Source organism: Rhizobium sp. K102 (assembly GCF_022385315.1).
GTDB lineage: Bacteria > Pseudomonadota > Alphaproteobacteria > Rhizobiales > Rhizobiaceae > Rhizobium > Rhizobium croatiense.
This window is the reverse complement of the sequence record NZ_CP092436.1, coordinates 3,594,945-3,619,469: the sequence shown is the minus strand read 5'-3', so window position 1 is coordinate 3,619,469 and position 24,525 is coordinate 3,594,945. Positions and strand designations below refer to the sequence as shown.

The 24,525-nt window shown below is 60.7% G+C and carries 22 protein-coding genes and 2 pseudogenes; 13 read left to right on the top strand and 11 right to left on the bottom strand.

Annotated features, from left to right (window positions below; all coding sequences use genetic code 11):
• Positions 1-178: 178 nt before the first annotated feature.
• Genes leuS through holA form a run of 3 tightly spaced genes read left to right on the top strand, consistent with a single transcriptional unit; the run spans position 179 to position 4,371 of the window.
• Entirely contained in the window at positions 179-2,809 is a 2,631-nt protein-coding gene (gene leuS, locus MHI61_RS23860; RefSeq protein ID WP_239790832.1) for a leucine--tRNA ligase, read from the top strand.
• On the top strand, positions 2,799-3,320 hold the full coding sequence (gene lptE / locus MHI61_RS23855) for an LPS assembly lipoprotein LptE (protein ID WP_097605798.1): 522 nt from the start codon (positions 2,799-2,801) through the stop codon (positions 3,318-3,320). The genes leuS and lptE overlap by 11 nt, the downstream gene beginning before the upstream one ends.
• A gap of 10 nt (positions 3,321-3,330) precedes the next feature.
• A complete protein-coding gene (gene holA, locus MHI61_RS23850; protein ID WP_239790831.1) occupies positions 3,331-4,371 on the top strand; it encodes a DNA polymerase III subunit delta in 1,041 nt (346 codons plus the stop codon).
• Here holA and MHI61_RS23845 read toward each other — a convergent pair whose 3' ends face one another.
• The 8 genes and pseudogenes from MHI61_RS23845 to hemE form a co-directional block, all read right to left on the bottom strand.
• Positions 4,372-5,253 (bottom strand): ParB/RepB/Spo0J family partition protein, encoded by an 882-nt coding sequence (locus tag MHI61_RS23845; RefSeq protein ID WP_239790830.1) that lies wholly within the window; start codon positions 5,251-5,253, stop codon positions 4,372-4,374.
• A gap of 31 nt (positions 5,254-5,284) precedes the next feature.
• Complete coding sequence (locus MHI61_RS23840; protein WP_038692104.1) at positions 5,285-6,079, bottom strand: ParA family protein; 795 nt, start codon at positions 6,077-6,079, stop codon at positions 5,285-5,287.
• Positions 6,080-6,098: 19 nt separating this feature from the next.
• Positions 6,099-6,716: a 16S rRNA (guanine(527)-N(7))-methyltransferase RsmG gene (gene rsmG, locus MHI61_RS23835; protein ID WP_239790829.1), complete on the bottom strand. Its 618-nt coding sequence runs from the start codon at positions 6,714-6,716 to the stop codon at positions 6,099-6,101.
• A gap of 25 nt (positions 6,717-6,741) precedes the next feature.
• Positions 6,742-8,620 (bottom strand): annotated as a pseudogene (gene mnmG / locus MHI61_RS23830) (tRNA uridine-5-carboxymethylaminomethyl(34) synthesis enzyme MnmG).
• 67 nt (positions 8,621-8,687) lie between these two features.
• The gene (mnmE, locus tag MHI61_RS23825) at positions 8,688-10,007 is read right to left on the bottom strand and encodes a tRNA uridine-5-carboxymethylaminomethyl(34) synthesis GTPase MnmE (RefSeq protein WP_239790828.1); all 1,320 of its coding nucleotides are present in this window, start codon (positions 10,005-10,007) and stop codon (positions 8,688-8,690) included.
• A 101-nt stretch (positions 10,008-10,108) separates the two neighbouring features.
• Entirely contained in the window at positions 10,109-11,374 is a 1,266-nt protein-coding gene (rho, locus tag MHI61_RS23820; RefSeq protein WP_239790827.1) for a transcription termination factor Rho, read from the bottom strand.
• A gap of 198 nt (positions 11,375-11,572) precedes the next feature.
• A complete protein-coding gene (hemJ, locus tag MHI61_RS23815) occupies positions 11,573-12,115 on the bottom strand; it encodes a protoporphyrinogen oxidase HemJ (protein ID WP_239790826.1) in 543 nt (180 codons plus the stop codon).
• A pseudogene (hemE, locus tag MHI61_RS23810) lies at positions 12,112-13,144 on the bottom strand (uroporphyrinogen decarboxylase). Before hemE ends, hemJ begins: the two are co-directional and overlap by 4 nt.
• A gap of 401 nt (positions 13,145-13,545) precedes the next feature.
• On the opposite strand from hemE, the gene MHI61_RS23805 reads away from it, so the two are divergent.
• Genes MHI61_RS23805 through dnaQ form a run of 5 tightly spaced genes read left to right on the top strand, consistent with a single transcriptional unit; the run spans position 13,546 to position 17,175 of the window.
• A complete protein-coding gene (locus MHI61_RS23805; RefSeq protein WP_037115893.1) occupies positions 13,546-14,367 on the top strand; it encodes a pyruvate, water dikinase regulatory protein in 822 nt (273 codons plus the stop codon).
• A 29-nt stretch (positions 14,368-14,396) separates the two neighbouring features.
• On the top strand, positions 14,397-14,996 hold the full coding sequence (locus MHI61_RS23800; protein ID WP_239790825.1) for a Maf-like protein: 600 nt from the start codon (positions 14,397-14,399) through the stop codon (positions 14,994-14,996).
• On the top strand, positions 14,989-15,846 hold the full coding sequence (locus MHI61_RS23795; RefSeq protein WP_239790824.1) for a shikimate dehydrogenase: 858 nt from the start codon (positions 14,989-14,991) through the stop codon (positions 15,844-15,846). Before MHI61_RS23800 ends, MHI61_RS23795 begins: the two co-directional genes overlap by 8 nt.
• Entirely contained in the window at positions 15,846-16,457 is a 612-nt protein-coding gene (gene coaE / locus MHI61_RS23790) for a dephospho-CoA kinase (RefSeq protein WP_239790823.1), read from the top strand. Before MHI61_RS23795 ends, coaE begins: the two co-directional genes overlap by 1 nt.
• Positions 16,450-17,175 carry a DNA polymerase III subunit epsilon gene (gene dnaQ / locus MHI61_RS23785; protein ID WP_239790822.1) on the top strand — a complete coding sequence of 242 codons (726 nt, stop codon included), beginning with the start codon at positions 16,450-16,452 and terminating at the stop codon, positions 17,173-17,175. The genes coaE and dnaQ overlap by 8 nt, the downstream gene beginning before the upstream one ends.
• 86 nt (positions 17,176-17,261) lie before the next feature.
• Here dnaQ and secB read toward each other — a convergent pair whose 3' ends face one another.
• Positions 17,262-17,744, bottom strand: a complete 483-nt coding sequence (gene secB, locus MHI61_RS23780) for a protein-export chaperone SecB (RefSeq protein ID WP_037115887.1) — start codon at positions 17,742-17,744, stop codon at positions 17,262-17,264.
• Positions 17,745-17,845: 101 nt separating this feature from the next.
• Positions 17,846-18,352: an FxsA family protein gene (locus MHI61_RS23775; RefSeq protein WP_097663645.1), complete on the bottom strand. Its 507-nt coding sequence runs from the start codon at positions 18,350-18,352 to the stop codon at positions 17,846-17,848.
• A gap of 131 nt (positions 18,353-18,483) precedes the next feature.
• On the opposite strand from MHI61_RS23775, the gene MHI61_RS23770 reads away from it, so the two are divergent.
• The 5 genes from MHI61_RS23770 to gyrB all read left to right on the top strand — a co-directional run bounded on the left by MHI61_RS23770 (position 18,484) and on the right by gyrB (position 23,816).
• On the top strand, positions 18,484-19,188 hold the full coding sequence (locus MHI61_RS23770; protein ID WP_239790821.1) for a Tim44/TimA family putative adaptor protein: 705 nt from the start codon (positions 18,484-18,486) through the stop codon (positions 19,186-19,188).
• A complete protein-coding gene (locus MHI61_RS23765) occupies positions 19,181-20,302 on the top strand; it encodes a murein transglycosylase A (RefSeq protein WP_239790820.1) in 1,122 nt (373 codons plus the stop codon). Before MHI61_RS23770 ends, MHI61_RS23765 begins: the two co-directional genes overlap by 8 nt.
• A complete protein-coding gene (locus tag MHI61_RS23760) occupies positions 20,302-20,871 on the top strand; it encodes a Smr/MutS family protein (RefSeq protein WP_239790819.1) in 570 nt (189 codons plus the stop codon). Before MHI61_RS23765 ends, MHI61_RS23760 begins: the two co-directional genes overlap by 1 nt.
• Entirely contained in the window at positions 20,868-21,245 is a 378-nt protein-coding gene (locus tag MHI61_RS23755) for a helix-turn-helix transcriptional regulator (RefSeq protein WP_010030279.1), read from the top strand. Before MHI61_RS23760 ends, MHI61_RS23755 begins: the two co-directional genes overlap by 4 nt.
• A gap of 135 nt (positions 21,246-21,380) precedes the next feature.
• Entirely contained in the window at positions 21,381-23,816 is a 2,436-nt protein-coding gene (gyrB, locus tag MHI61_RS23750; protein ID WP_239790818.1) for a DNA topoisomerase (ATP-hydrolyzing) subunit B, read from the top strand.
• Between the two features lie 67 nt (positions 23,817-23,883).
• Here gyrB and MHI61_RS23745 read toward each other — a convergent pair whose 3' ends face one another.
• A complete protein-coding gene (locus MHI61_RS23745) occupies positions 23,884-24,483 on the bottom strand; it encodes a nitroreductase family protein (RefSeq protein ID WP_239790817.1) in 600 nt (199 codons plus the stop codon).
• Positions 24,484-24,525: the final 42 nt, after the last annotated feature.

The following is a 24,525-nucleotide window of genomic DNA, read 5'->3' as shown; positions in this document are numbered from 1 at the left end:
TGAGAGTGATGGCAATGAACTAGCCAGCCATTCTGTGCTTGCCAAGACCCGCTGCCGCGAAATCGCCCGGCCGGAATGAAGATCGGACGCTTGCAGCGCCTGCAAAACTTGACGCTACGGTGGTTTCATGGTGAAGGTCTCGACCAACCTCCCCTGATTTTCCGGAATTTCGAATACAATGGCCACCGAACGTTATAATCCGCGCGATGCCGAGCCCCGCTGGCAGCAGAAATGGAATGAAGACAAGGTCTTCGAGACCGACAACGCCGATCCGCGCGAAAAATATTACGTCCTCGAAATGTTCCCCTATCCGTCGGGACGCATCCATATGGGCCATGTCCGCAACTACGCCATGGGCGATGTCGTTGCCCGCTACAAGCGTGCCCGCGGTTATAACGTGCTGCATCCGATGGGTTGGGACGCCTTCGGCATGCCGGCGGAAAACGCCGCCATGGAACGCGGCGTTCACCCCGCCTCCTGGACCTATCAGAACATCGCCTCGATGAAGGCGCAGCTGAAGGCCATGGGGCTTTCGCTGGACTGGAGCCGCGAGTTCGCCACCTGCGACGTCGACTATTACCAGCACCAGCAGCATCTCTTCGTGGATTTCCTGGAGAAGGGTCTGGTCTACCGCAAGCAGTCGAAGGTCAATTGGGATCCGGTCGACAACACCGTGCTCGCCAACGAACAGGTGATCGACGGCCGCGGCTGGCGGTCCGGCGCGCTGGTCGAACAGCGTGAACTGACGCAATGGTTCTTCAAGATCACCGATTTCAGCCAGGACCTCTTGGACGCGCTGGATACGCTCGACCAGTGGCCGGAAAAAGTTCGCCTGATGCAGAAGAATTGGATCGGCCGTTCGGAAGGCATGACCATTCGCTGGGAGATCGTGCCGGAAACGGCGCCGGCCGGCGAAACCGAGATTACCGTCTATACCACCCGGCCGGATACGCTGTTCGGCGCCTCCTTCCTGGCGATTTCCGCCGACCATCCGCTGGCCAAGGATGCCGCCGCCACGAACGCCGAGATCGAGGCCTTCTGCGAGGAATGCCGCCGCGCCGGCACTTCGCTTGCAGCACTCGAGACCGCCGAAAAGAAGGGCTTGGACACCGGCATCCGTGTGCGCCATCCGCTCGATCCCTCCTGGGAACTGCCCGTCTATATCGCCAATTTCGTGCTGATGGACTACGGCACGGGCGCGATCTTCGGCTGCCCCTCCGGCGACCAGCGCGACCTCGATTTCGCCCGTAAATACGGCCTGCCGGTCGTGCCCGTGGTCATGCCGAGCGATGGCGACGCTGCGAGCTTTTCCGTCGGCGATACCGCCTATGACGGCGATGGCGTTATGATCAATTCGCGCTTCCTCGACGGCAAGACGACCGAAGAAGCCTTCAATATCGTTGCCGACCGGCTGTCGGCCGCTTCGCTCGGCAATACGCCCCAGGCTGAGCGGAAGATCAATTTCCGCCTGCGCGACTGGGGCATTTCGCGTCAGCGCTATTGGGGCTGCCCGATCCCGGTCATCCATTGCGATGCCTGCGGTGTCGTGCCGGTGCCGAAGAAGGATCTGCCGGTGAAATTGCCGGACGACGTCAGCTTCGACCAGCCGGGCAACCCGCTCGACCGCCACCCGACCTGGCGTCACGTCGCCTGCCCGAACTGCGGCAAGGATGCCCGCCGCGAGACCGATACGATGGACACCTTCGTCGATTCGAGCTGGTATTTCACCCGCTTTACCGCGCCGTGGGAGGGCAAGCCGACCGATCCTGAGGCGGCTAACCGTTGGCTGCCGGTCGATCAATATATCGGCGGCATCGAGCACGCGATCCTGCATCTGCTCTATTCGCGCTTCTTTACCCGCGCCATGCGCGAGACCGGTCACGTTGCGGCGAGCGAACCCTTCAAGGGCCTGTTCACCCAGGGCATGGTGGTTCATGAGACCTACAGCCGCAACGCCGGCGCCGGCCGTGAATGGGTGGCTCCCGCCGATATCCGCATCGAGGAGATCGACGGCAAACGCCGTGCCCTGCTCTTGGCGACAGGCGAAGAGGTCGCCATCGGCTCGATCGAGAAGATGTCGAAATCGAAGAAGAATGTCGTGGATCCCGACGATATCATCGCCTCCTATGGCGCCGATACCGCCCGCTTCTTCGTGCTGTCCGATTCTCCGCCGGAGCGTGACGTCATCTGGTCCGAAGCGGGTGTCGAAGGCGCTCACCGTTTCACCCAGCGCCTGTGGCGGCTGATTTCCGAAGCGGCCGGCGTCCTTTCGAACGTTGCAGCCGCACCGGCAAGCGAAGGCGAGGCGCTGGCGATCTCGCAGGCGGCGCACAAGACGCTGAAGGCCGTTCAGAACGACTACGACAAGCTCTGGTTCAACAAGGCCGTCGCCCGCATCTACGAGCTCGTCAATGCGCTCGCCGCGCCGCTGACGAGGGTTGCGGCAGGGGAGGGCGATATCGCCTATCGCGCCGCCGTGCGTGACGCGGCCGAGATCCTGATCCAGCTCGTCGCCCCGATGACGCCGCATCTCGCTGAAGAATGCTGGGCCACGCTTGGCAATACGGAGCTGCTTGCCCGCACCGACTGGCCGCGTTTCGTCGAAGCGCTCGTCGTTGAAAACGACGTTGTCCTGCCCGTGCAGATCAACGGCAAGAAGCGCGCCGAATTGACAATTTCTCGCGATGCGGATCAGAATGCCGTCACCGACGCCGTGCTGGAACTGGACGCGGTGAGGAATGTGCTGAACGGTCAGGCACCGAAGAAGATCATCGTGGTTCCCCAAAGGATTGTGAACATTGTCGTCTGAAATCGCTCGCAAGCTGGCCCGCAATGCCGGCATCGCCATGATCCTTGCCGCCGCGACATTTCTGTCGGCCTGCCAGGTCCGGCCGCTTTATTCCGAGAGCTCGGGCGTCACCGAAAAGCTGTCCTCGGTCGGCTTTTCCGATGCATCCGGCCGCATCGAACAACAGGTGCGCAATCGGCTGATCTTCCTGGCGTCGCGCGGCGCCGGCGAAGCGGCAAATCCGCAGTATCACGTTGAACTGCGGGCCACGTCGAGCGTCGCCGATACGCTCCTGCGGCAATCCGGCGATACGTCGCGCGCCGGTCGTGTCACCGTCACCGTCACCTATACGCTGAGCGCCATCGCCGACGGTCGCGTCATCAAGGCCGGCAGCCGCCAGGCGACCGCGCTGGTGGATTTCTCCGAGCAGGAATTTGCCAAGCAGAGGGCGATCCGCGATGCCGAGAACCGCGCTGCCGATCAGACGGCGGAATTCGTAGGGGCCGATCTCGCCGCTGCCCTCAGCCGCTGAGGGCGGACAGGTGGCGGAGATCAAGTCCCACGAGTTCGAGACCTTTCTGCAGAAATCGGCGCGGAACTACCGGATTTTCGTCATTTACGGGCCGGATCGCGGTCTGGTGTCCGAGCGCGCCGGCCAGCTCGCCGGCAAGACCGGCGTCGCGCTGGACGACCCTTTCTCGCTGACAAAACTCGATATCGCCGATCTGCAAAAGGATCCCGGGCGACTGGTTGACGAGGCCCAATCCATCGGGCTGTTCGGCGGCGAAAAACTCATCTGGATCCGCGGCGCCGCCAACGAGAAATACCTTGTCGATTCCCTGGCGCTCTTGGCTGAAAAACCGCTCGAGGCCGCCTATCTGATCGTGGAGGCCGGCGATCTGAAAAAGGGTTCACTGCTGCGTAAGACCGCGGAAGCCGCGCGAGCCGTCATGACGGTGCCGTCTTATGCCGACGACAGCCGCGCCTTGAACGGCTTGATCGATGCTGAACTCGGGGCGGAAAAGCTCGGTATTACGCCGGCGGCGCGCCAGGCGCTGATCGCACTGATCGGCGGCGATCGGATCGCTTCACGCAATGAAGTGCGCAAGCTCGCCCTTTACTGCCGCGGCCTCGATACGGTCGAAGAACATCACGTTACCGAAATAATCGGCGATGCCAGCGCGATCTCCGTTGATGATGCCGTCGACGCCATCCTCGGCGGCGACCTCAACGGCTTCCTCCATGCCATGCAAAAGATCAGCAGTTCGAAAACAGCGATCTTTCTCGTGTTGCAGGCCTGCCTGAAGCAGTTCCAGCTTCTGGATACCATGCGTGCAGAGATGGAAGACAAGCGCTTGCAGGTGCCGCAGGTGATGCAGACGATGGGACGGCATCTGCATTTTCGCCGCAAGCCGATCCTCGAGCAGGCGCTTCGCCAGTGGTCCGCGGAAAGCATCGCGCGTGAATCCAACCGTCTGCAGGCGGCCATTCTTCAGAGCCGGCGTCGGCAGGTGCTGGAAGACAGCGTTGCGATGCAAACACTTCTCTCCACCACCCTGCAATCCGGTCGCAAGTCGGGGTGATTATCGCCGTTCCAGCAAGCGGCAGACTTCCTCGAGCTGCTCGAGCGACTTGTAGGAAATTTTGATCTGGCCGCCGCTCGTTTTGTGATTGATTGACACCTCGAGTCCGAGGGCATCGGACAGCGTGCGTTCCAGCGCGAGCGTATCCGAGTCCTTTCGATCGCGGCGCGAGGCCGTCTGCTGCGGCTCCGATTGCGCCTTGATATTGTTCTGCGCCAGCTTTTCGGCATCACGCACCGACATGCCCTTGGCAACGATTGTGCGGGCAAGGCTTGCCGGATCGGGTGTCGACACCAGCGCACGCGCATGTCCGGCCGAAAGACTGCCGGCGGCCAGCAGATCGCGAACCGGATCCGGCAGTTTCAGCAAACGCAGCGAGTTAGCGACATGGCTGCGGCTCTTGCCGATAATTTCGCCAAGATCGTTCTGGGTATAGCCATATTCCGCGATAAGCTGCTCATAGCCCAACGCCTCTTCAAGAGGATTGAGATCCGCGCGCTGCACGTTTTCGACAATGGCGATCTCCAGCGCCGTTTTATCGTCGACGTCGCGGATAATGACGGGGATTTCGATCAGGCCGGCAAGCTGCGCTGCGCGCCACCGCCGTTCGCCGGCGATGATTTCATAGCGGTCCCGCTCCATCGTTCGTACCACGATCGGCTGCACGATGCCGTGCTGGCGGATGGAGCTGGCAAGATCGTGCAATTCGGTGTCGTCGAAAAAACGACGGGGGTTGCGGGGATTGCGACTGACGAACTCGATCGGGATCATCCGGTCGGCGCTGACGGTTCGTTCAGCCTCCACCGGAACAGGTTGATCCATTTCACCAATCAGCGCCGCGAGGCCACGGCCCAATCGCCTTTTCGATATATCGTCATTCATGATCTACACTCACCTGCATCCTGAAATGATTTTACGCGGCCAGTCTCTGGCGCTCCCGCTGAATGACCTCGGAGGCCAGCTGCAGATAGGCCTGGCTGCCCGCGCATTTCAGATCATAGAGAATGGCCGGCTTGCCGTAGGACGGCGCCTCGGACACCCGGACATTGCGCGGAATTAACGTATGGTAAACCTTCTCGCCGAGATGCGTGCGCACATCATTGACCACCTGTTGGGCAAGATTGTTGCGGGCATCGAACATCGTCAGGACGATGCCCTGAATATCCAGCCGCGGGTTGACCGTCCGGCGCACCTGACTGACGGTTTCGAGCAGCTGGCTCAGCCCCTCGAGCGCGAAAAATTCGCATTGCAGCGGCACCAGCACCGAATGGGCCGCTGCCATGGCATTCATCGTCAGCAGGTTGAACGAAGGCGGGCAATCGAGAAGAATATAGGAAAACGCCATGGCTTCTGCGGACGACAGTGCCTTCCGCAATTTAAAGACACGATCGCTCTGCTGCGAGATTTCCATCTCGATGCCGAGCAGATCCATGGTCGATGGCACGATGAAGAGGTTGGGAACCGCGGTTTCCAGCGTCACCTCACTGATTCCGCGCTCTCCGACCATCAGGTCGTAGGAGGAAAGCTTGCGATCACGACGATCGATGCCGAGGCCGGTGCTGGCATTGCCCTGCGGATCGAGATCCACGATCAGGACGCGCTCGCCGATGGCGGCCAGCGCTGTTGCCAGGTTGATGGCGGTGGTCGTTTTGCCAACGCCACCCTTCTGATTTGCGATGGTGATTATCCGATGTCGTTCGCCAGCCATTGCCGCAATATCCGATCTGTTAAACCAAGCGCCGGAGATTCGATATTTCCAAAATAACAGATTCCTGCTCGACGGCGCTTTTATGTTCTAGCAGATCGAATTCCCACCTGCCACGTGCTTCGTCGATTTCCCTCAGGTAATCCCGGCCTTTATGAAAAAACCCACGACAATTTTCCTTGCCAAGCATCCAAGGCGCTGCGTAGCCGATCAGCCCGTCGAGGTCGGCGAGGGCTCTGCCTGAAATCGCATCACACTCGCCGATCTCGGCATGGGCATCCTCGATTCGAATGGCATGAACGCTCCCGCGTGCATTTGTCTCCCGCAGTGCGGTTCGCAAAAATGCTGCCTTTTTGTGGTTGCTTTCGACGAGATGCACCCACCCATCCTGCAGCTCCGCCAGGAAGATCGCGGTAATCACGCCGGGAAAGCCGCCGCCGCTGCCGAGATCGACCCAGCGAACCGGCTCGGGGTAAATCTGGAAAATCTGGCTGCTGTCAGCGATATGACGCCGCCACAGATCATCGAGCGTCGATGGCGCTACGAGATTGATGGCTTTTGCCCATTTCTGAAAGAGTGCCGCAAACTGTTGGAGTTGTGCCTGTGTTTCACGTGAAACACGCAAACCGTTCAATTCCATTCTCAAAGACTTCTCAAATCTTATGTTAGGCAGTTTGACGCTCTGCACCGCTCCGCCGGCGCAAATGCACCAGCAACAGCGCGATAGCGGCCGGCGTCATGCCCTCGACAATGGCTGCCTGCGCGACGTTGAACGGACGGGCCGCACTAAGCTTTGTCTTGAGCTCGTTCGACAAGCCGGAAAGCGCAGAATAGTCGAAATCATCGGGGATACGCCGCTCCTCGTCGCGCTGCTGGTCGGCAATGGCCGCCGCCTGCCGGTCGAGATAAACCGAGTAGCCCGCTTCGATCTCCAACGCCTCGGCAACCGTCGGCCGGATCGCGCCCAGAGCATCCGGCCAGACCCGCCGGAGGGCGGCAAAGTCGTAATCCGGGTAGGACAACAGGTCATAGGCCGTCCGGCGCTGACCATCCAGATTGATGTTCAGGCCGGCGCGCCGCGCTTCATTGGGGGTCACCGTCAGCGACATCAGTTGGGCGCGCCCGGCGTCGACTTCTGCTTGATAGACCGTGAATCGCCGCTCGCGTGCACTGCTGACGCAGCCAAGCCGCATGCCAAGTGGTGTCAGCCGGGCATCGGCATTGTCGGCCCGCAGAGTCAGACGATACTCCGCGCGCGACGTAAACATCCGATACGGTTCCGTAACGCCTCGCGAGGTGAGGTCATCGATCATCACCCCAATGTAAGAATTCGTCCGGCTAAAATGGAACGGATCCGAATCGGTGCTTCGCAGTGCAGCATTCAATCCCGCCGCCAGCCCCTGCGCCGCCGCCTCCTCATAACCGGTGGTCCCGTTGATCTGGCCGGCGAGAAACAGGCCTCTCAGCCGCTTGACTTCAAGCGATGGCGTCAGCTCCCGCGGGTCGACATGATCATACTCGATGGCATAACCCGGCTGGAGGATCCGCGCCGTCTCGAGTTCCGGGAATGGTCTTGATGAATTCCGCCTGGACCTCGGCCGGCAGCGACGTCGAAATGCCATTCGGATAAACCGTATCGTCGTCGAGGCCCTCCGCCTCGAGAAAGACCTGATGGCCGTCGCGTTCGCCGAACTTGACCAGCTTGTCCTCGATGGATGGGCAGTAACGCGGCCCGACACCTTCGATTTGCCCGGAATACATGGCCGAACGCTTGATATTGTCTACGATGATCCGGTGTGTCGCTTCGGTCGTCCGGGTAACGCCACATTCGATCTGCCGCGTCGTGATCGAATCCGTCATGAAGGAAAAGGGCACGAGATCCTCGTCCGCACCCTGCCGACCGACGGACTGCCAGTCGATCGTCTTGCCGTCCAGCCGGGCCGGCGTGCCCGTCTTCAATCGCCCGAGGCGCAGCCCCAGCCGCGCCAGAGTTGCCGACAGCCCGAGCGAAGGGGGTTCGCCGACGCGGCCGGCGGGTGTCTTTTCCGAACCGATATGGATCAGCCCGCGCAGAAAGGTGCCGGTCGTCAACACGACTGCCGGCGCTTTCAACCGCCGGCCATCCTTCATGATCACGCCGGCAACACGATTATCGACGACGTCGAGATCGAATGCGTCGCCTTCGACGATATCCAAGCCTGGTGTCGCTTCGATCGCCGCCAGCATCGCCAGTCGATACAGCTTCCGATCCGCCTGCGTTCGCGGACCGCGGACGGCCGCACCCTTCTTCCGGTTCAGCATTCTGAACTGGATACCGGCTAGATCGGCGACCCGGCCCATCAGACCGTCCATCGCGTCGATCTCGCGGACCAGATGTCCCTTGCCAAGCCCGCCAATCGCTGGATTGCAGGACATGACACCAATCGTGTCTCGCCTGTGGGTGACCAAGGCGGTTTTCGCCCCGAGGCGCGCAGCTGCACTGGCAGCCTCCGTGCCCGCATGGCCGCCGCCGATCACAATCACATCATAGACATTGCCGGTCATCTCAAACTCCAACTCGGCGGGGTTTCACGTGAACTCGGGCGACAGCCTCAAGAAGGTTTCACGTGAATCATTTGCCGATACAAAACTCCGAGAAGATCACATCGAGCAGCTGCTCGACATCAACCCGCCCGGTAATCCGTCCCAAATACTCAGCCGCCAGGCGAAGCTGCTCCGTGCGCAGTTCGAGATTCGTCTCGCTCTGCGAGATTGCCGCATCGAGCGCTGCCAAACATTTCGCCAGCGAATCCTTATGCCGCTGTCGGCTCGGGATCGCCATAGACAGGCCATCAAACCGCTCTTTGACGACGCGCCCGATCAGCGCCCGCAATTCCGGCAGGCCTTCACCGGTTGCCGTCGAAATCCGCAGATCATATCGATCGGAGCCAGTCTCGATGAGATCCTTCTTCGTTCCAACCCTAACATGCGGCAAAGCCTGGTCCAAGTCGGCAGGAATGACGGGATCGCTCACATCGACCAGCAACAGCACAAGATCGGCATCGCGAAGCGCAACCCGCGCCCGCCGCACGCCTTCCATCTCGACCCGGTCGTCCGCCTCACGCAGACCGGCCGTGTCATAGAGTTTGACAAGATAGCCGTCAATGTCGAGATCAACCTGCAGGACGTCACGGGTGGTTCCGGCAATATCCGTGACGATGGCGACGTCACGTCGGGCGAGAGCATTCAGCAGGCTCGATTTTCCTGCATTCGGCGCGCCGGCGATGACCACCTTAAAGCCGTCCCTGATAATCTCGCCTGCCGAAGCCGCGTCGAGATGATGGCGGATATCATTGCGAAGGCGATCCATATCAGCCCAGACCATATCCGACACCGATCCCGGGACATCATCCTCGTCGGCAAAATCGAGTTCCGCTTCGATCAAGGCGCGCGCGCGGGTCAATCGTTCCGCCCACGAATCGTATACTGCCGAGACGCCACCAGCGCTGTGTTCCACGGCCAGGCGGCGCTGCATCTCGGTCTCAGCCCCGATGAGATCGGCCAGGCCCTCGACCTCGACCAGATCAAGCTTGCCGTTTTCGAAAGCGCGTCGGGAAAACTCGCCTTCAATCGCCATACGAACACCGGGAGTATCACCCAGCACCTGAAACAGCGCTGCCAGGACGGCCTTGCTGCCATGGATCTGCAGCTCGGCGACATCTTCACCGGTAAACGAGTTTGGAGCGGGGAAAAACAGCACCAGACCGCTATCGATCGGCTGGTTGTTACGCGCCCGAATCGTTCGGTAGGAAGCCAGCCGATCAGGCGGCACTGACCCGACCAGCCTGGTTAGCAATTCTCTGGTCAACGGACCGCTGATTCGAATGACCGAAACACCCGAGGGCGGGGCGCCGCTCGACAGCGCATAAATCGTATCATCCACCATGGCCATGCGTCCGCTTGTCAGTTCGAATCCGAATCGATTCCTCTCAAATAAAAAGCTGGCGACATCGAGGCGATGCGCCAGCTCTCAAAGATGAATCCGGCTAAGGATTAGGTGTTCATCGAGTTAAAGAAATCAGAATTGTTCTTCGTCTGCTTCAGCTTGTCGATCAGGAATTCGATCGCATCGGTGGTGCCCATTGGAGCGAGGATACGGCGAAGAACGAAGATCTTCTGCAGATCCTGGCGTGGAACGAGCAGGTCTTCCTTACGCGTGCCGGACTTGAGGATGTCCATCGCCGGGAAGATCCGCTTGTCGGCGACCTTGCGGTCGAGGACGATTTCCGAGTTGCCGGTACCCTTGAACTCTTCGAAGATCACTTCGTCCATGCGGCTACCGGTATCGATCAGCGCCGTTGCGATGATGGTCAGAGAACCACCTTCCTCAATGTTGCGCGCGGCGCCGAAGAAGCGCTTCGGCCGTTGCAGCGCGTTGGCGTCGACACCACCCGTCAGCACCTTGCCGGAGGAGGGGACGACCGTGTTGTAGGCGCGCCCGAGGCGTGTGATCGAATCGAGCAGAATGACGACGTCGCGGCCATGCTCGACGAGACGCTTGGCCTTTTCGATCACCATTTCGGCCACCTGGACGTGACGCACCGCCGGTTCGTCGAAGGTGGAGGAAATGACCTCACCGCGGACGGAACGCTGCATGTCCGTCACTTCCTCCGGACGTTCGTCGATCAGAAGGACGATGAGATAGCATTCCGGGTGGTTGGCCGTGATCGAATGGGCGATGTTTTGCAGAAGGACGGTCTTACCGGTGCGCGGCGGCGCGACGATCAATCCGCGCTGGCCCTTGCCGAGCGGCGCCACCAGATCGATCACGCGGGGCGACAGATCCTTGGAGGTCGGAATGTCGAGTTCCATCTTGAAGCGCTCATTCGGATAGAGCGGTGTCAGATTGTCGAAATGAACCTTGTGACGGATCTTTTCCGGATCGTCGAAATTGATGGTGTTGACCTTGAGCAGCGCGAAATAGCGCTCGCCTTCCTTCGGTTCACGGATCGGTCCCTCGACCGTGTCGCCTGTCTTCAAAGAGAAACGGCGGATCTGCGACGGCGAGATATAAATATCGTCAGGGCCGGGCAGGTAGTTGGCGTTGGCCGAGCGCAGGAAGCCGAAGCCGTCCTGCAGCACCTCGACCACCCCTTCGCCGATGATCTCCACATCCTGGCTGGCCAGCATCTTGAGGATCGCAAACATCAATTCCTGTTTGCGCATCGTGCTTGCATTCTCGACCTCGAGCGATTTGGCAAAAGCCAGAAGATCCGTCGGGGATTTGCTCTTAAGTTCCTGAAGCTTCATTTCAGCCATGAAGTGACCAATACTCTTTTCATTTTCGAAGGGGAAAGGCGATGTTGGGTCGTATTCGGTACTGCGAAAGGGGCTCGCAGACGACTGAACTCTTCACACATGCCACGTAGATGAGATGCGCGGAAAATAGCGAGTTGCAATCGCCGCCGCAAGGGGGCTGATTAAAATGAAGCAAATTTAACCTGAGGAGGATTTTCCTCAGAACGGCTTCACCACCACGAGGATCACGATCAGGATCATCAGCAGTGTCGGCGCCTCGTTCATGAACCGCCAATAGCGTGCCGAGCGGCGATTTTCGTCGCGCTCGAACGCGCCGACCGCACGGCTGAAGAACATATGAACAGCGGTCAGCAGCACGACCAGACCGATCTTGGCATGCAGCCAGCCGCCCTGGAATCCATAGACCGACCAGGCGAGATAAAGACCGAAGATCCAGGTCAGCATCATCGCCGGTGTCATGATGATCCGCAGCAGCCGGCGCTCCATCACCTTGAAGGTCTCCGACTGCACCGAGCCCGGCTCCGCGTCGGTGTGATAGATGAACAGCCGCGGCATGTAGAACAGTCCGGCCATCCAGGAAATCACCGCGATGATGTGAAGCGCCTTGATCCAGAGATAGAGATTGTCGGGGTTCCAGGCGAAAAGCCCGACCGCCATCAGCGCGAAGAAGGCCAGCGCAAAATGGGCACGGCGCCGGGCATAAGCGCCGGGTTTCCGATCCGTCTGCCTTTCCGTCGTCACTTCGCGCCCCGCACGCGTTCGACCAGCTGACGCACATGGTCCGGATCGGCCTGCGGCGTGATGCCGTGGCCGAGATTGAAGATCAGCGGTCCATGGCCGAGATGCTGCAGAATATCATCGATACCCTCTTCCAGCGCCCGGCCGCCGGCAACGACGCGCATCGGATCGAGATTGCCCTGCACCGGTCCATCCTTCTGAAGTTCGGCGGCAAAGGCCAATGGAACCGACCAGTCGAGGCCGATCGCATCGGCACCGGTCTTCTGACGATAGGATTTCAGCTGATAGCCGGCCCCCTTGGCGAAGGCGATGATGCGCGCATGCGGGCGCTGCGACTTGATCGACGCGATCATCCGCGCAACCGGCCTGATCGCGAAAGCTTCGAACTCCTTCTCCCCGAGAACCCCAGCCCAGGAATTCGAAGATCTGAACGGCATCGGCGCCGGCGTCGATCTGGGCGACGAGATAGTCTGCCGATACGTCGGCAAGCAGCATCAGCAGATGTTCGAAAGCGCGGGGATATTTGTAGGCGAAGAGACGGGCAGGGGCCTGATCCGGCGTACCGTGTCCGGCGATCATATAGGTCGCAACCGTCCAGGGCGCACCGCAGAAGCCGAGCAGGGTCGTCTCATCAGGCAACGCCGCCCGCAACCGTCGCACCGTTTCCAGGACCGGTCTGAGATAGGCGACGACCTCTTCCCCGTTCAATCGCCCAATCCCGGCTTCATCGATGGGATCCATCTCCGGCCCATGCCCTTCAGTGAACCGCACATTCCGTTTCATTGCATCGGGGATGACCAGAATATCGGAAAACAGGATGGCCGCGTCGAAGCCATAGCGGCGGATCGGCTGCAGCGTCACCTCGACGGCGTAATCGGGCGTGTAGCAGAGATCGAGAAAACTTCCGGCCTTTGCTCGTGTCTCTCTGTATTCCGGCAGATAACGTCCCGCCTGCCTCATCAGCCAGAGAGGAGGAGGGCTCAGGCTTTCGCCATCGAGAACCCTCATGATCTTTTGGCGCGTGTCGCTCAAGCGCTTCTTCCCTGATAAAAAATCAAAGATATTTTAAAAGGTTTCTATTTCTTAGAGTCGGTGTCTATCAAGGATTAAAATCCATCCACTGCCGATGCCATTTGTCGCGCGTCCGCTATACAACTCGAAAAGAATTTTCCGATTCTGTGAAATTTCGGGGAGAAGGCGAATCCGGAAATGATTCCAAAATCTTGCTCGGCAAGCAATTTTCTCCTTCCTGTGGATAAGTTGTGGAGCTTTCGTCGACAAACCGATTTCGTCCCCATCCTCCACAGGACCTGGCAAAACCGGTCCGCAAAATCCGAAATGTGGATAAGGCGGCATGTTTTCCCTTGCCCGAGGCAGCCTCGCCGCCTTAGCTCTCCATCATCCAGTGTTTTCAACAGGCAGCGGAAAATAGCGTGGAGAACAGAACGAACTTCTTTCATCTGCATCTGATTTCTGACTCGACGGGAGAGACTCTGATCTCTGCCGGCCGCGCCGCCTCGGCGCAGTTCCGATCGGCTCAGCCGATCGAGCACGTCTATCCGCTGATCCGCAATCGCAAACAACTGCTGCCGGTTCTGCAGGCGATCGACGATGCGCCCGGCATCGTGCTCTACACCATCGTCGACCGGGAACTGGCGAGCCTGATCGACGAGCGCTGCACCGAAATGGGCGTCGCCTCGGTCAATGTGCTGGAGCCGGTCATGAATGCGTTTCAGATCTATCTCGGCGCTCCGTCGCGTCGCCGGGTCGGAGCCCAGCATGTGATGAATGCCGGCTACTTCGCCCGCATCGAAGCGCTGAATTTCACCATGGATCACGACGACGGCCAGATGCCGGACGATTACAACGATGCCGATGTCGTCATCATCGGCATCAGCCGGACGTCCAAGACACCGACGAGCATCTATCTCGCCAATCGCGGCATCAAGACGGCCAACATTCCGATCGTCTACGGCGTGCCATTGCCCGAGAGCCTGCTTGTCGCGACCAAACCCCTGATCGTGTGCCTGATCGCCACCACCGACCGCATCTCCCAGGTGCGGGAAAACCGCATCCTCGGAGCGACCCAGGGCTTCGATCGCGAACACTATACCGATCGCGCCGCGATCTCCGAGGAGCTGAAATATGCCCGCTCGCTTTGCGCCCGTCACAATTGGCCGCTGATCGACGTGACCCGCCGCTCGATCGAGGAAACCGCCGCGGCAATCGTTGCCCTGCGCCCGAAGCTGCGCTAAGCGCTGACAGCCGGCACTCCGAGGAACCTATGACAACAAAAATCATCCTTGCATCGTCGAGCCCGTTTCGCCGGATGCTGATGGAAAATGCCGGTCTGTCCTTCGAGGCGCATGCCGCAAGTATCGATGAAAGGGCGCTGGAAGCGCCCTTGGAAAAAGCCGGCGCGACGCCGGATGCCGTTGCTCTCGCCCTGGCCAGGGCCAAGGCCGAGGATGTCAGCCGCCGTTTTTCGGACAGCCTGGTTATCGGTTCGGATCAGACGATGTCGCTCGGCGACCGCGTCTTCCACAAGCCGAAGGACATGGCCGACGCGGCGAGCCATCTTCAAGCCCTGTCGGGAAAAACGCATCGATTGAACAGCGCCGTAGCCATCGTTACCAATGGCGTGGTCCTGTGGGAACATCTCGCCCATGCGGAGCTGACGATGCGACCGCTGACGACGGATTTCATTGCCGGGCATCTGGCGCGGGTCGGCGACAGAGCGCTGTCAAGCGTCGGCGCCTATCAATTGGAGGGACAGGGCATTCAGCTCTTCGAGAAAATCGAAGGTGACTATTTCACCATCCTCGGCCTGCCGATGCTGCCGCTTCTGAAGAAATTGCGCGAACTCGGAGCGATCGATGGGTGATTCACGTGAAACATTCGGGCCGAAAGCGTTTGTCACCGGCTTTCCGGTCAAGCATTCGCGCTCGCCGTTGATCCACGGATATTGGTTGAAGACGCTCGGCCTGCCGGGCAGCTACCGCGCTCACGAAGTTGCACCGGGGGCCTTTGCCGATTTCATCGCTTCACTGAAGGATGGCAGTTCCGGCTTTGCCGGCGGCAATGTCACCATTCCCCATAAGGAGTTGGCCTTCCGCCTCGCCGACGAACCGGACGCGCTGTCAGGCGAACTCGGCGCGTCGAACACGCTGTGGCTGGAGGATGGCCTTCTCCATGCGACAAATACCGATGGCCGCGGTTTCACTGCCAATCTTGACGAACGCCATCCGGGCTGGGACCGGCATGACACGGCCGTGATCTTTGGCGCCGGCGGCGCCAGCCGGGCCGTCATCCAGGCGGTTCGCGACCGCGGCTTCAAGACAATTCACGTCGTCAACCGTACGGTCGAACGGGCCCGCGAACTGGCCGACCGCTTTGGCCCGAAGGTCCACGCCCATCCGGCCGGGGCGCTTGCCGAGGTCATGAAAGGCGCCGGCCTCTTTATCAACACCACGTCGCTCGGCATGGATGGCGAGGCGGCGCCGCAGCTCGATTTCACCCCTCTTGCGGCCGACGCCGTCGTCACCGATATCGTCTATGTGCCGCTGAAGACGCCGATCCTGGCGCAGGCGCAAGAGCAGGGCTTTGCGATCGTCGATGGTCTCGGCATGCTGCTGCATCAGGCCGTGCCGGGCTTCGAGAAATGGTTCGGCAAGCGCCCCGTCGTCGACGCCGCACTGCGTGCACTGATCATTGCGGATATGGAAGCACACTGATGCTGAAGATCGGATTGACCGGCTCGATCGGAATGGGAAAGTCGACGGCCGGCAAGCTCTTTGCCGAGGCCGGGATCCCGCTGAACGATTCGGATGCCGTGGTCCACGATCTCTATGCCGGCGAGGCTGCCCCGCTGGTGGATATCGCCTTTCCCGGCACGATGAAGGACGGCGTGATCGACCGGCACGAACTCGGCCGCCAGCTGGCGCTCGATCCCGACGGCTTCAAACGGCTGGAGGCGATCGTTCACCCGCTGGTCCGCAAGCGCGAGACCGAATTTCTGGCGCACCACCGCGCCGCCGGCGCCGAGATGGTTCTGCTCGATATCCCGCTGCTTTTCGAAACCGGCGCCTGGGAAAGGGTGGACGTCATCGTCGTCGTCAGCACCGATCCACAGATTCAGCGTCAGAGGGTGCTTGCGCGCGAAGACATGACCGAGGAAAAATTCGACATGATTCTCTCTCGCCAGACGCCGGATGCAGAAAAGAGGCGCCGTGCCGATTACCTGATCGACACCAGCCACAGCATTGAGCAGACGAGGGAACGGGTGCTTGAGATCGTCGCCGATCTGAAAATACGAATTGCCAAGGGAGATTTCCGGAATGCGTGAGATCATTTTCGATACGGAAACCACCGGCCTCGACAACCGGATGGACCGCATCATCGAAATCGGCGGCATCGAACTCTTCAATCACTTCCCGACCGGCAACACGCTTCATATCTACATCAATCCGGGAGATCAGAAGGTCCATCCTGATGCGCTCGCCGTGCACGGCATCACCGACGAATTCCTGAAGGACAAGAAAGCCTTCGCCGAGATCGCCGAGGAAATTCTCGCCTTTTTCGGCGATGCCAAATGGATCGCCCATAACGCTACCTTCGACATGGGCTTCATCAATGCTGAATTCGCGCGAATCGGTTTGCCGCCGATCCTGCCGGAACGGGTGGTCGATACGCTGTCCATGGCGCGGCGCAAACATCCGATGGGACCAAATTCGCTCGACGCGCTTTGCCGGCGTTACGGCGTCGACAATTCGCACCGCGCCAAACACGGCGCGCTTCTCGACTCCGAACTGCTGGCCGAAGTCTATATCGAAATGATCGGCGGCCGGCAGGCGGCCCTTGGCCTCGGCCTATCGGGCCAATCCGGCCAGGCGGCGCGCGGCGGAATGGCGATGGAAGATGATGGCGTGATAGCAGCGGTGCTTGAGCGGCCCCGCCCGCTTGCGCCCCGCCTCAGCCAGGCCGAAGCGCAGGCGCATGAGGCACTGGTCGCCAAGCTCGGCGAAAAAGGCATCTGGTCGAAATTCGGCAGCCCGCCGGCGTGATTCCTTAAATTTCAGATGCGCGGCGCTGAATTGAAAATGCCCGGGACTTGCCCGGGCATCCGCATGTCAGAACCGAAGGAATTCGATCAGTTCGGAACGGCCTGAACCTTGGCGCGGGCCTGCTCTTCGGCAACGCGCTGGGCGAACATCTGCGTGAAGTCGATCGGATCGATCATCAGCGGCGGGAAGCCGCCGTTGCGGGTCACGTCGGCGATGATCTGACGCGCGAAGGGGAAGAGCATGCGCGGGCATTCGATGAAGAGAACCGGCAGCATGTGCTCCTGCGGGAAGCCGGCAACGCGGAAGACGCCGCCATAGACGAGTTCGGTATGGAACACCGTCTTGTCATCGTCCTTGGCTTCGGCATTCAGCGACAGCACGACATCGAAATCCGTGTCGGAAAGCGGATTGGCGTTGACGTTCACATTGATGTTGATCGTCGGTGCCTTGTCGCGGGCCTGCAGCGAACGCGGCGCACCCGGATTTTCGAAGGACAGATCCTTCGTATATTGCGCAAGGATCGAAAGGGTGGGGTTGGTCGCACCGTTGCTGTTGTTGTCGTCTGCCATTGGCTTTTCCTCGAAGGGCATGGGAATGGTGCCGCCATCTAACATTTCGGGGAGGGGCTTACAACCCTGGGCGCTGGGCGCCGTTGCTCGGTCGAACCACCTCAATCACCGAGATGTTTGCCGGACCACGGCGAGTTGCGATCCGGCTGCCTATGATAATCCTCCTCGTCGAGATCCACCACCTTCGAATTCCGGTTGCCGTCGCGGAAATCCGGTTTCGGGCCGGCGGAAAAGCCACGCTCGGCGTTGACGACGACAAAGCGCTTGGCGATCGAGCGCCAGACGAGATCGCGCACCGGCGGAATAAGAATGAGGATTGCGATGATATCGGTGAGGAAGCCGGGAATGATCAGAAGCAGCGCGGCGATGACGTTCATCGCCGGCTTCAGCAATTCGCTACCGGGCATCACGCCGTTTCGTCCTTCGCTCGACATGCGGCGCAGGATACCGATGCCCTGCCGGCGCAGCAGGACCACGCCGAAAACAAAGCTCGCTACGACGAGCGCAAGTGTCAGCGCCAAGCCGAGCGCCCGGCCGACGACAACGAAACCGGCAATTTCGCCGAGCGGCAGCAGCAGAATGAAAGCCGGCAGGATTGAAAAACGCATGGTCGTCATGTCCCGGACTGGCCGGTCTCCTCTTGGCGCCGGCGAAGATGCCAGCCATCATTTGAATCATCTGTATAGGCGGACTATATGGGAGTACAAATCAGAGATGTTAACGGCGGCTGCGATACGATATGAGTTCGAACGACTTCATCACATTATTCTTCCTGGTGGCGGCGGTGCTGATTTTCTTTCAGCTCCGCTCCGTGCTCGGCCGCCGCACGGGAAACGAGAAGCCGCCGCGCGATCTCTATACGCCGCGGGACGCCGCACCTGCCGAAGCCGCCGATGCCGGCAAGGTCGTGACGCTGCCGCGGCGTGATGCGACGGCCGAGGACGAAGATCGCTTCGCCGCCATCGATGCCGTTGCCGCGCCCGGAACGCCGCTCAACGAATCGCTGCGCGCCTTGAACAAGGCCGATCCCTCCTTCAATCCCAAGGAGTTTTTGAACGGCGCCCGCATGGCCTATGAAATGATCGTCATGGCCTATGCCGACGGCGACCGGAAAACGCTGAAGAACCTGCTGTCCCGTGAGGTCTATGACGGCTTCGATGCGGCGATCGGCGAGCGCGAAGCCCGCGGTGAGAAAGTGAAGTCCACCTTCGTCGGCATCGACAAGGCCGAAATCACCCATGCCGAGACGAAGGGCAGCGAAGCGCAGATCACCGTGCGCATCGTCAGCCAGCTGATATCGGCCACTTACGACAAGGCGGATGCGCTGATCGAAGGCGATGCCGAGAACGTCGCCGAGGTCAATGACCTCTGGACCTTCGCCCGCGATACCCGCTCGCGCGATCCGAACTGGAAACTTGTGGCGACCGAATTGGAACATGAGTGACCACGCATCGGACTTCGTCCTGCAGGCCGTAAGCTTCGACACTTTGGAAGGCTGGAAGGATGATGATCCCTCCGGCCTTTTTGAAGTCATGCGGTGCTGTCGGCGCCAGATCACCGAGGTCAAACCTTACCGCGCCGGCTCGCTCGGCCTGAGTTCGGAAGATTTGCTTCCGCTTCTGATCGCCGCCGAAGATTTCACACCGTCCTCTCCCGCATCGGCACGCGGCTTTTTCGAAACACACTGCCGGCCATTCCTGATCCGCCGCAAGGATGGCAATCCCGGCTTCGTCACCGCCTTCTACGAGCCCGAGATCGAGGTATCGGAAAAGCCGGATGACATTTTTCGTTTTCCCCTCTATCGCCGTCCGGACGATCTGATCGATCTCGACGACGGCAATCGCCCGACCGAACTGGACGAGGCCTATGCGTTCGGCCGCCGCCATGATGACGGCCGCATCGGCGCCTATCCGGATCGCCGCGCGATCGACCAGGGTTTTCTTGAAGGCCGCGGCCTCGAAATCGCCTGGGCGAAGTCGAAGGTCGATGTCTTCTTCGTCCATGTGCAAGGCGCCGCCCGGCTACGTTACAGAGATGGCCATATCGGCCGCATCACCTACGCGGCGAAGGCCGGTCATGCCTTCTCGGCGATCGGCAAGCTGCTGATCGAGCGCGGAGAAATCGACCGAGCCGAGATTTCGATGCAGTCGATCCGCGCCTGGCTGGCGCGCAATCCCGAGCGGGTGGACGAAGTGCTATGGCACAACGGCTCTTATATTTTCTTCCGGGAAGCGGTGGTCGCCGATCCTGAGGCTGGTCCGATCGCGGCCGCCAAGGTGCCGCTTCTTGCCGGCCGTTCGCTTGCCGTCGACCGGCTGATCCATACCTTCGGCTTTCCCTTTTTCATCCGCGCCGAAAGTCTCACGCATCTCGACGATGGCCGGGCCTTCGGCCGGCTGATGCTGGCGCTCGATACCGGCTCGGCGATCGTCGGGCCGGCGCGCGGCGACATCTTCACCGGCTCGGGGGATATGGCGGGAGAACGAGCCGGCACCGTCCGCAACGACGCCGATTTCGCCATCCTCATTCCCAATGCCGCCGCCGGACGATTCGACTGATGGCCAAGGATCGCAAGCTCAGTGCCGATGAAAGGATCCTCTGGGGCAAGGTTGCCCGCAGCACGCGGCCGATGCCCGGCAAGGCAGGTGAGCTCAGCGAACTCGATACCTTTCTCGCCGAGACGGAAGCGGCGGCGGAACGGGAGAAGACCGAAAAGCAGCTGCCCGCCTCGTTTACGCCGGACCAGCCGGCAACGCCGTCGGCGTCGAAACGGCCGGCCGGCGTGCATCATCCGCTGGAAAAGCCGGTCAAGCGCAAGATCGCCAAGGGCCGGCTGGCGCTGGAGGCGCGCATCGACCTGCACGGCCTGGTGCAAAGCGAGGCCCATGTCATCCTTCTCGATTTTCTGATCCGCGCCCATGAGCGCGGCATGCGCCACGTGCTTGTGATCACCGGCAAGGGCAGTTCGATGGGCAGCGCCGGTGCGCTGAAGCGGGCCGTGCCGCTCTGGTTCTCGAAGCCGGAATTCCGCTACCTGATTTCGTCCTATGAACAGGCCGCACAGCATCATGGCGGTGAGGGCGCGCTCTATATCCGCCTGGCGCGGCGGCATGGGGAGCGGCCATGACCCCCTTCGGCGAGGCGGTTCGCCGGCTGAGGGCGCGCAAGGGTGTCTCGCAGAAGGAGATGGCGGAAGCGCTGAACGTCTCTCCCGCCTATCTCTCGGCGCTCGAACATGGCAAGCGCGGTCTGCCGACATTCGATCTGCTGCAGCGCATCGCCGGCTATTTCAACATCATCTGGGACGAGGCTGAGGAACTGTTCCTGCTCGCCCGTTCCTCCGACCCGCGCGTCGTCATCGACACCTCGGGCCTGCCACCGGAATATACCGAATTTGCCAACCGGCTTGCCCGGCGGATCCGCGAGCTTGACAGCGCTGAGATCGCCCGGTTATCGGCTCTTCTCGAAAATGGCGGCAAAGGCGACGGAAAAGCGTCATAATCCCCTGTTTTATGGCTTGTTCAGGGGACTTGCCATTGGGAACCGGGCTCAAAAAACCTATATACGAGGGTGAAGAAAGCCGGTGATTCGCAAGGCGCGCCGCCGCTTTACGACAACAGGGAAAATCTCGACAGAATGAGCGATACATCCGCGACGGAAAACGGCGTAAGCACCGAATATGGCGCAGATTCCATCAAGGTCCTGAAGGGCCTCGATGCCGTGCGCAAACGCCCCGGCATGTATATCGGCGATACCGACGACGGCTCCGGCCTTCACCACATGGTCTATGAAGTCGTCGACAACGCGATCGACGAAGCGCTGGCCGGCCATGCCGACATCGTCACCGTCAGCCTCAATCCGGATGGCTCGGTGACCGTCACCGATAACGGCCGCGGCATCCCGACCGACATCCACACCGGCGAAGGCGTGTCGGCGGCCGAAGTGATCATGACGCAGCTGCACGCCGGCGGTAAATTCGACCAGAATTCCTACAAGGTTTCCGGCGGTCTGCATGGCGTCGGCGTTTCCGTCGTCAACGCGCTTTCCGTCTGGCTGAAGCTGAAGATCCGCCGCCATGGCAAGATCCATGAAATGAGCTTCACCCATGGCGTGGCCGATGCGCCGCTGAAGGTCACGGGCGAGGCGCCAGACGAGACCGGCACCGAAGTGAGCTTCATGCCGAGCAGCGAAACCTTCACCATGACGGAGTTCGACTACGGCACGCTGGAACATCGCCTGCGCGAACTCGCCTTCCTGAACTCCGGCGTGCGCATCCTGCTGACCGATAAGCGCCATTCCGATATCAAGCAGGAAGAGCTGCGCTATGACGGCGGCCTCGAGGCCTTCGTCGCCTATCTCGACCGCGCCAAGAAGCCGCTCGTTGACAAGCCGGTCGCCATCCGCGGCGAAAAGGACGGCATCACCGTCGAAGTCGCGATGTGGTGGAATGACAGCTATCACGAGAACGTGCTCTGCTTCACCAACAATATTCCCCAGCGCGACGGCGGCACCCATATGGCCGGCTTCCGCGCGGCCTTGACGCGCCAGGTGGTTTCCTATGCTGACAATTCCGGCATCACCAAAAAGGAAAAGGTGACGCTGCAGGGCGAAGATTGCCGCGAAGGTCTGACCGCGGTTCTGTCGGTCAAGGTGCCTGATCCCAAATTCTCCTCGCAGACCAAGGACAAGCTCGTTTCCTCGGAAGTCCGTCCTGTCGTCGAAAGTCTGGTCAACGAGGCGCTGAGCACCTGGTTCGAAGAGCATCCGAGCGAAGCCAAGATCCTCGTCGGCAAGGTCGTCGAGGCCGCCGCCGCCCGCGAAGCGGCCCGCAAGGCCCGTGAATTGACCCGCCGCAAGGGCGCCCTCGATATCGCCTCGCTGCCCGGCAAGCTCGCCGACTGCTCCGAGCGCGATCCGGCAAAATCCGAAGTTTTCCTGGTCGAGGGCGATTCCGCCGGCGGCTCGGCCAAGCAGGGCCGCTCGCGCGAAAACCAGGCGATCCTGCCGCTGCGCGGCAAGATCCTCAACGTCGAACGCGCCCGTTTCGACAAGATGCTGTCGAGTCAGGAAATCGGCACGCTGATCACGGCACTCGGCACCGGCATCGGCAAGGACGAGTTCAACGCCGAGAAACTGCGTTATCATAAGATCATCATCATGACGGACGCCGACGTCGACGGCGCCCATATCCGCACCCTGCTGCTCACCTTCTTCTTCCGCCAGATGCCGGAGCTGATCGAGCGCGGCCACCTCTACATCGCCCAGCCGCCGCTCTATAAGGTCGCACGCGGCAAGTCGGTGCAATATCTGAAGGACGAGAAGGCGCTCGAGGAATATCTGATCGTCCAGGGTCTGGAGGATGCGGCGCTGAGGCTCGGCAGCGGCGAGGTCCGCACCGGCCAGGATCTGCGCGAGGTCATTCTGGATGCGCTGCGCATGCGCGCTCTGCTCGACAATCTTCATTCGCGCTACAATCGCGCCGTCGTCGAACAAGCGGCAATTGCCGGTGCGCTCAACGCCGAACTCGTCAGTGACCAGACAAGAGCCCAGGCACTGGCGAGCGAAGTCGCAAGCCGTCTCGACATCATCGCCGAGGAAACCGAGCGCGGCTGGCAGGGCGATCTGACCAGCGATGGCGGCCTGCGCCTCGAGCGCATGGTCCGCGGTGTCAAGGAGATCGTCGTGCTCGACATGGCGCTGATCGGCTCCTCCGATGCCCGGCATATCGACCAGCTGACGTCACGTCTCAAGGAAATCTATCAGACGCCGCCGTCGCTGCATCGGCGCGAAGGCGACATCGAGATTTCGGGGCCTCGCGCCCTGCTTGACGCGATCTTCGCCAGCGGCCGCAAGGGCCTCTCTATGCAGCGCTACAAGGGGCTTGGCGAAATGAACGCCGAACAGCTCTGGGAAACGACGCTCGATCCGAACGTCCGTTCGCTGCTGCAGGTCAAGGTCACGGACGCCACCGATGCCGATGGTCTCTTCGCCCGCCTGATGGGTGACGAGGTCGAGCCGCGGCGCGAATTCATCCAGGAGAACGCGCTCAGCGTTGCAAATCTCGATATCTGATCGTTATTTTTTCAGCAAAAGGCCCCGCTGTCCTCGAACCGCGGGGCCTTTGTTTGTCCGGTTTCACTCAGTTCGCGACGAAACGGCCGTTGAAGGCGACTTCGGAGAGCGGCTTGCGCTGGCTGGGGAATTCGCGCGCCTGGTTGCGTTCGGAGAGGACGCCCTTATCGGCCAGCCGACCGACAGCGACACCCGCCTCGACCCTGTACCCCTCGGGAATGCCGAAGGTCTTCATGATGTCTTCGTGTTTGATACCGCCCATGCCATGGGCGTAGAAACCGGAGAGGCGCGCCTGCAGCGCCAGGTGGCCCCATGCCGCGCCGGCATCGAAGGAATGCGTGTAGCTTGGCTTTTCCTCGCCGGAACCGGCAACTCCGGTGAAGCTGCGCGACACGACGAAGATCAGCGCTGACGCATTCTTCGCCCATTCCTGATTGGCATCGACGAGCAATGCGACGAATTTCTCCCAATGTTCCGAACCTTTCAGGGCATAGACGAAGCGCCAGGGCTGCTGGTTGGAAGAAGACGGCGCCCAGTGGGCGGCGTCGAGCAGGCTGAGAAGCTGTGCCTCCTCAATGATTTCGCCGGTGAAGGCGCGCGGCGACCAGCGATCGAGAAACATCGGATCGATCGGATATTGGGATTCGCGGTTATTGCTCTTCGTCATGCTTGTTCCGGGGTCGGGGCAGCAATTCGGATCAGGTTCGGG

Bases quoted from the DNA above. Each gene is read 5' to 3' on its own strand.
- leuS (WP_239790832.1), top strand. From the start codon at position 179: ATGGCCACCGAACGTTATAATCCGCGCGATGCCGAGCCCCGCTGGCAG.
- MHI61_RS23845 (WP_239790830.1), bottom strand. From the start codon at position 5,253: ATGAATGACGATATATCGAAAAGGCGATTGGGCCGTGGCCTCGCGGCG.
- MHI61_RS23840 (WP_038692104.1), bottom strand. From the start codon at position 6,079: ATGGCTGGCGAACGACATCGGATAATCACCATCGCAAATCAGAAGGGT.
- rsmG (WP_239790829.1), bottom strand. From the start codon at position 6,716: ATGGAATTGAACGGTTTGCGTGTTTCACGTGAAACACAGGCACAACTC.
- mnmE (WP_239790828.1), bottom strand. From the start codon at position 10,007: ATGGCCATGGTGGATGATACGATTTATGCGCTGTCGAGCGGCGCCCCG.
- rho (WP_239790827.1), bottom strand. From the start codon at position 11,374: ATGGCTGAAATGAAGCTTCAGGAACTTAAGAGCAAATCCCCGACGGAT.
- MHI61_RS23800 (WP_239790825.1), top strand. From the start codon at position 14,397: ATGACAACAAAAATCATCCTTGCATCGTCGAGCCCGTTTCGCCGGATG.
- MHI61_RS23795 (WP_239790824.1), top strand. From the start codon at position 14,989: ATGGGTGATTCACGTGAAACATTCGGGCCGAAAGCGTTTGTCACCGGC.
- coaE (WP_239790823.1), top strand. From the start codon at position 15,846: ATGCTGAAGATCGGATTGACCGGCTCGATCGGAATGGGAAAGTCGACG.
- dnaQ (WP_239790822.1), top strand. From the start codon at position 16,450: ATGCGTGAGATCATTTTCGATACGGAAACCACCGGCCTCGACAACCGG.
- secB (WP_037115887.1), bottom strand. From the start codon at position 17,744: ATGGCAGACGACAACAACAGCAACGGTGCGACCAACCCCACCCTTTCG.
- MHI61_RS23775 (WP_097663645.1), bottom strand. From the start codon at position 18,352: ATGCGTTTTTCAATCCTGCCGGCTTTCATTCTGCTGCTGCCGCTCGGC.
- MHI61_RS23770 (WP_239790821.1), top strand. From the start codon at position 18,484: ATGAGTTCGAACGACTTCATCACATTATTCTTCCTGGTGGCGGCGGTG.
- MHI61_RS23765 (WP_239790820.1), top strand. From the start codon at position 19,181: ATGAGTGACCACGCATCGGACTTCGTCCTGCAGGCCGTAAGCTTCGAC.
- MHI61_RS23760 (WP_239790819.1), top strand. From the start codon at position 20,302: ATGGCCAAGGATCGCAAGCTCAGTGCCGATGAAAGGATCCTCTGGGGC.
- MHI61_RS23755 (WP_010030279.1), top strand. From the start codon at position 20,868: ATGACCCCCTTCGGCGAGGCGGTTCGCCGGCTGAGGGCGCGCAAGGGT.
- gyrB (WP_239790818.1), top strand. From the start codon at position 21,381: ATGAGCGATACATCCGCGACGGAAAACGGCGTAAGCACCGAATATGGC.
- MHI61_RS23745 (WP_239790817.1), bottom strand. From the start codon at position 24,483: ATGACGAAGAGCAATAACCGCGAATCCCAATATCCGATCGATCCGATG.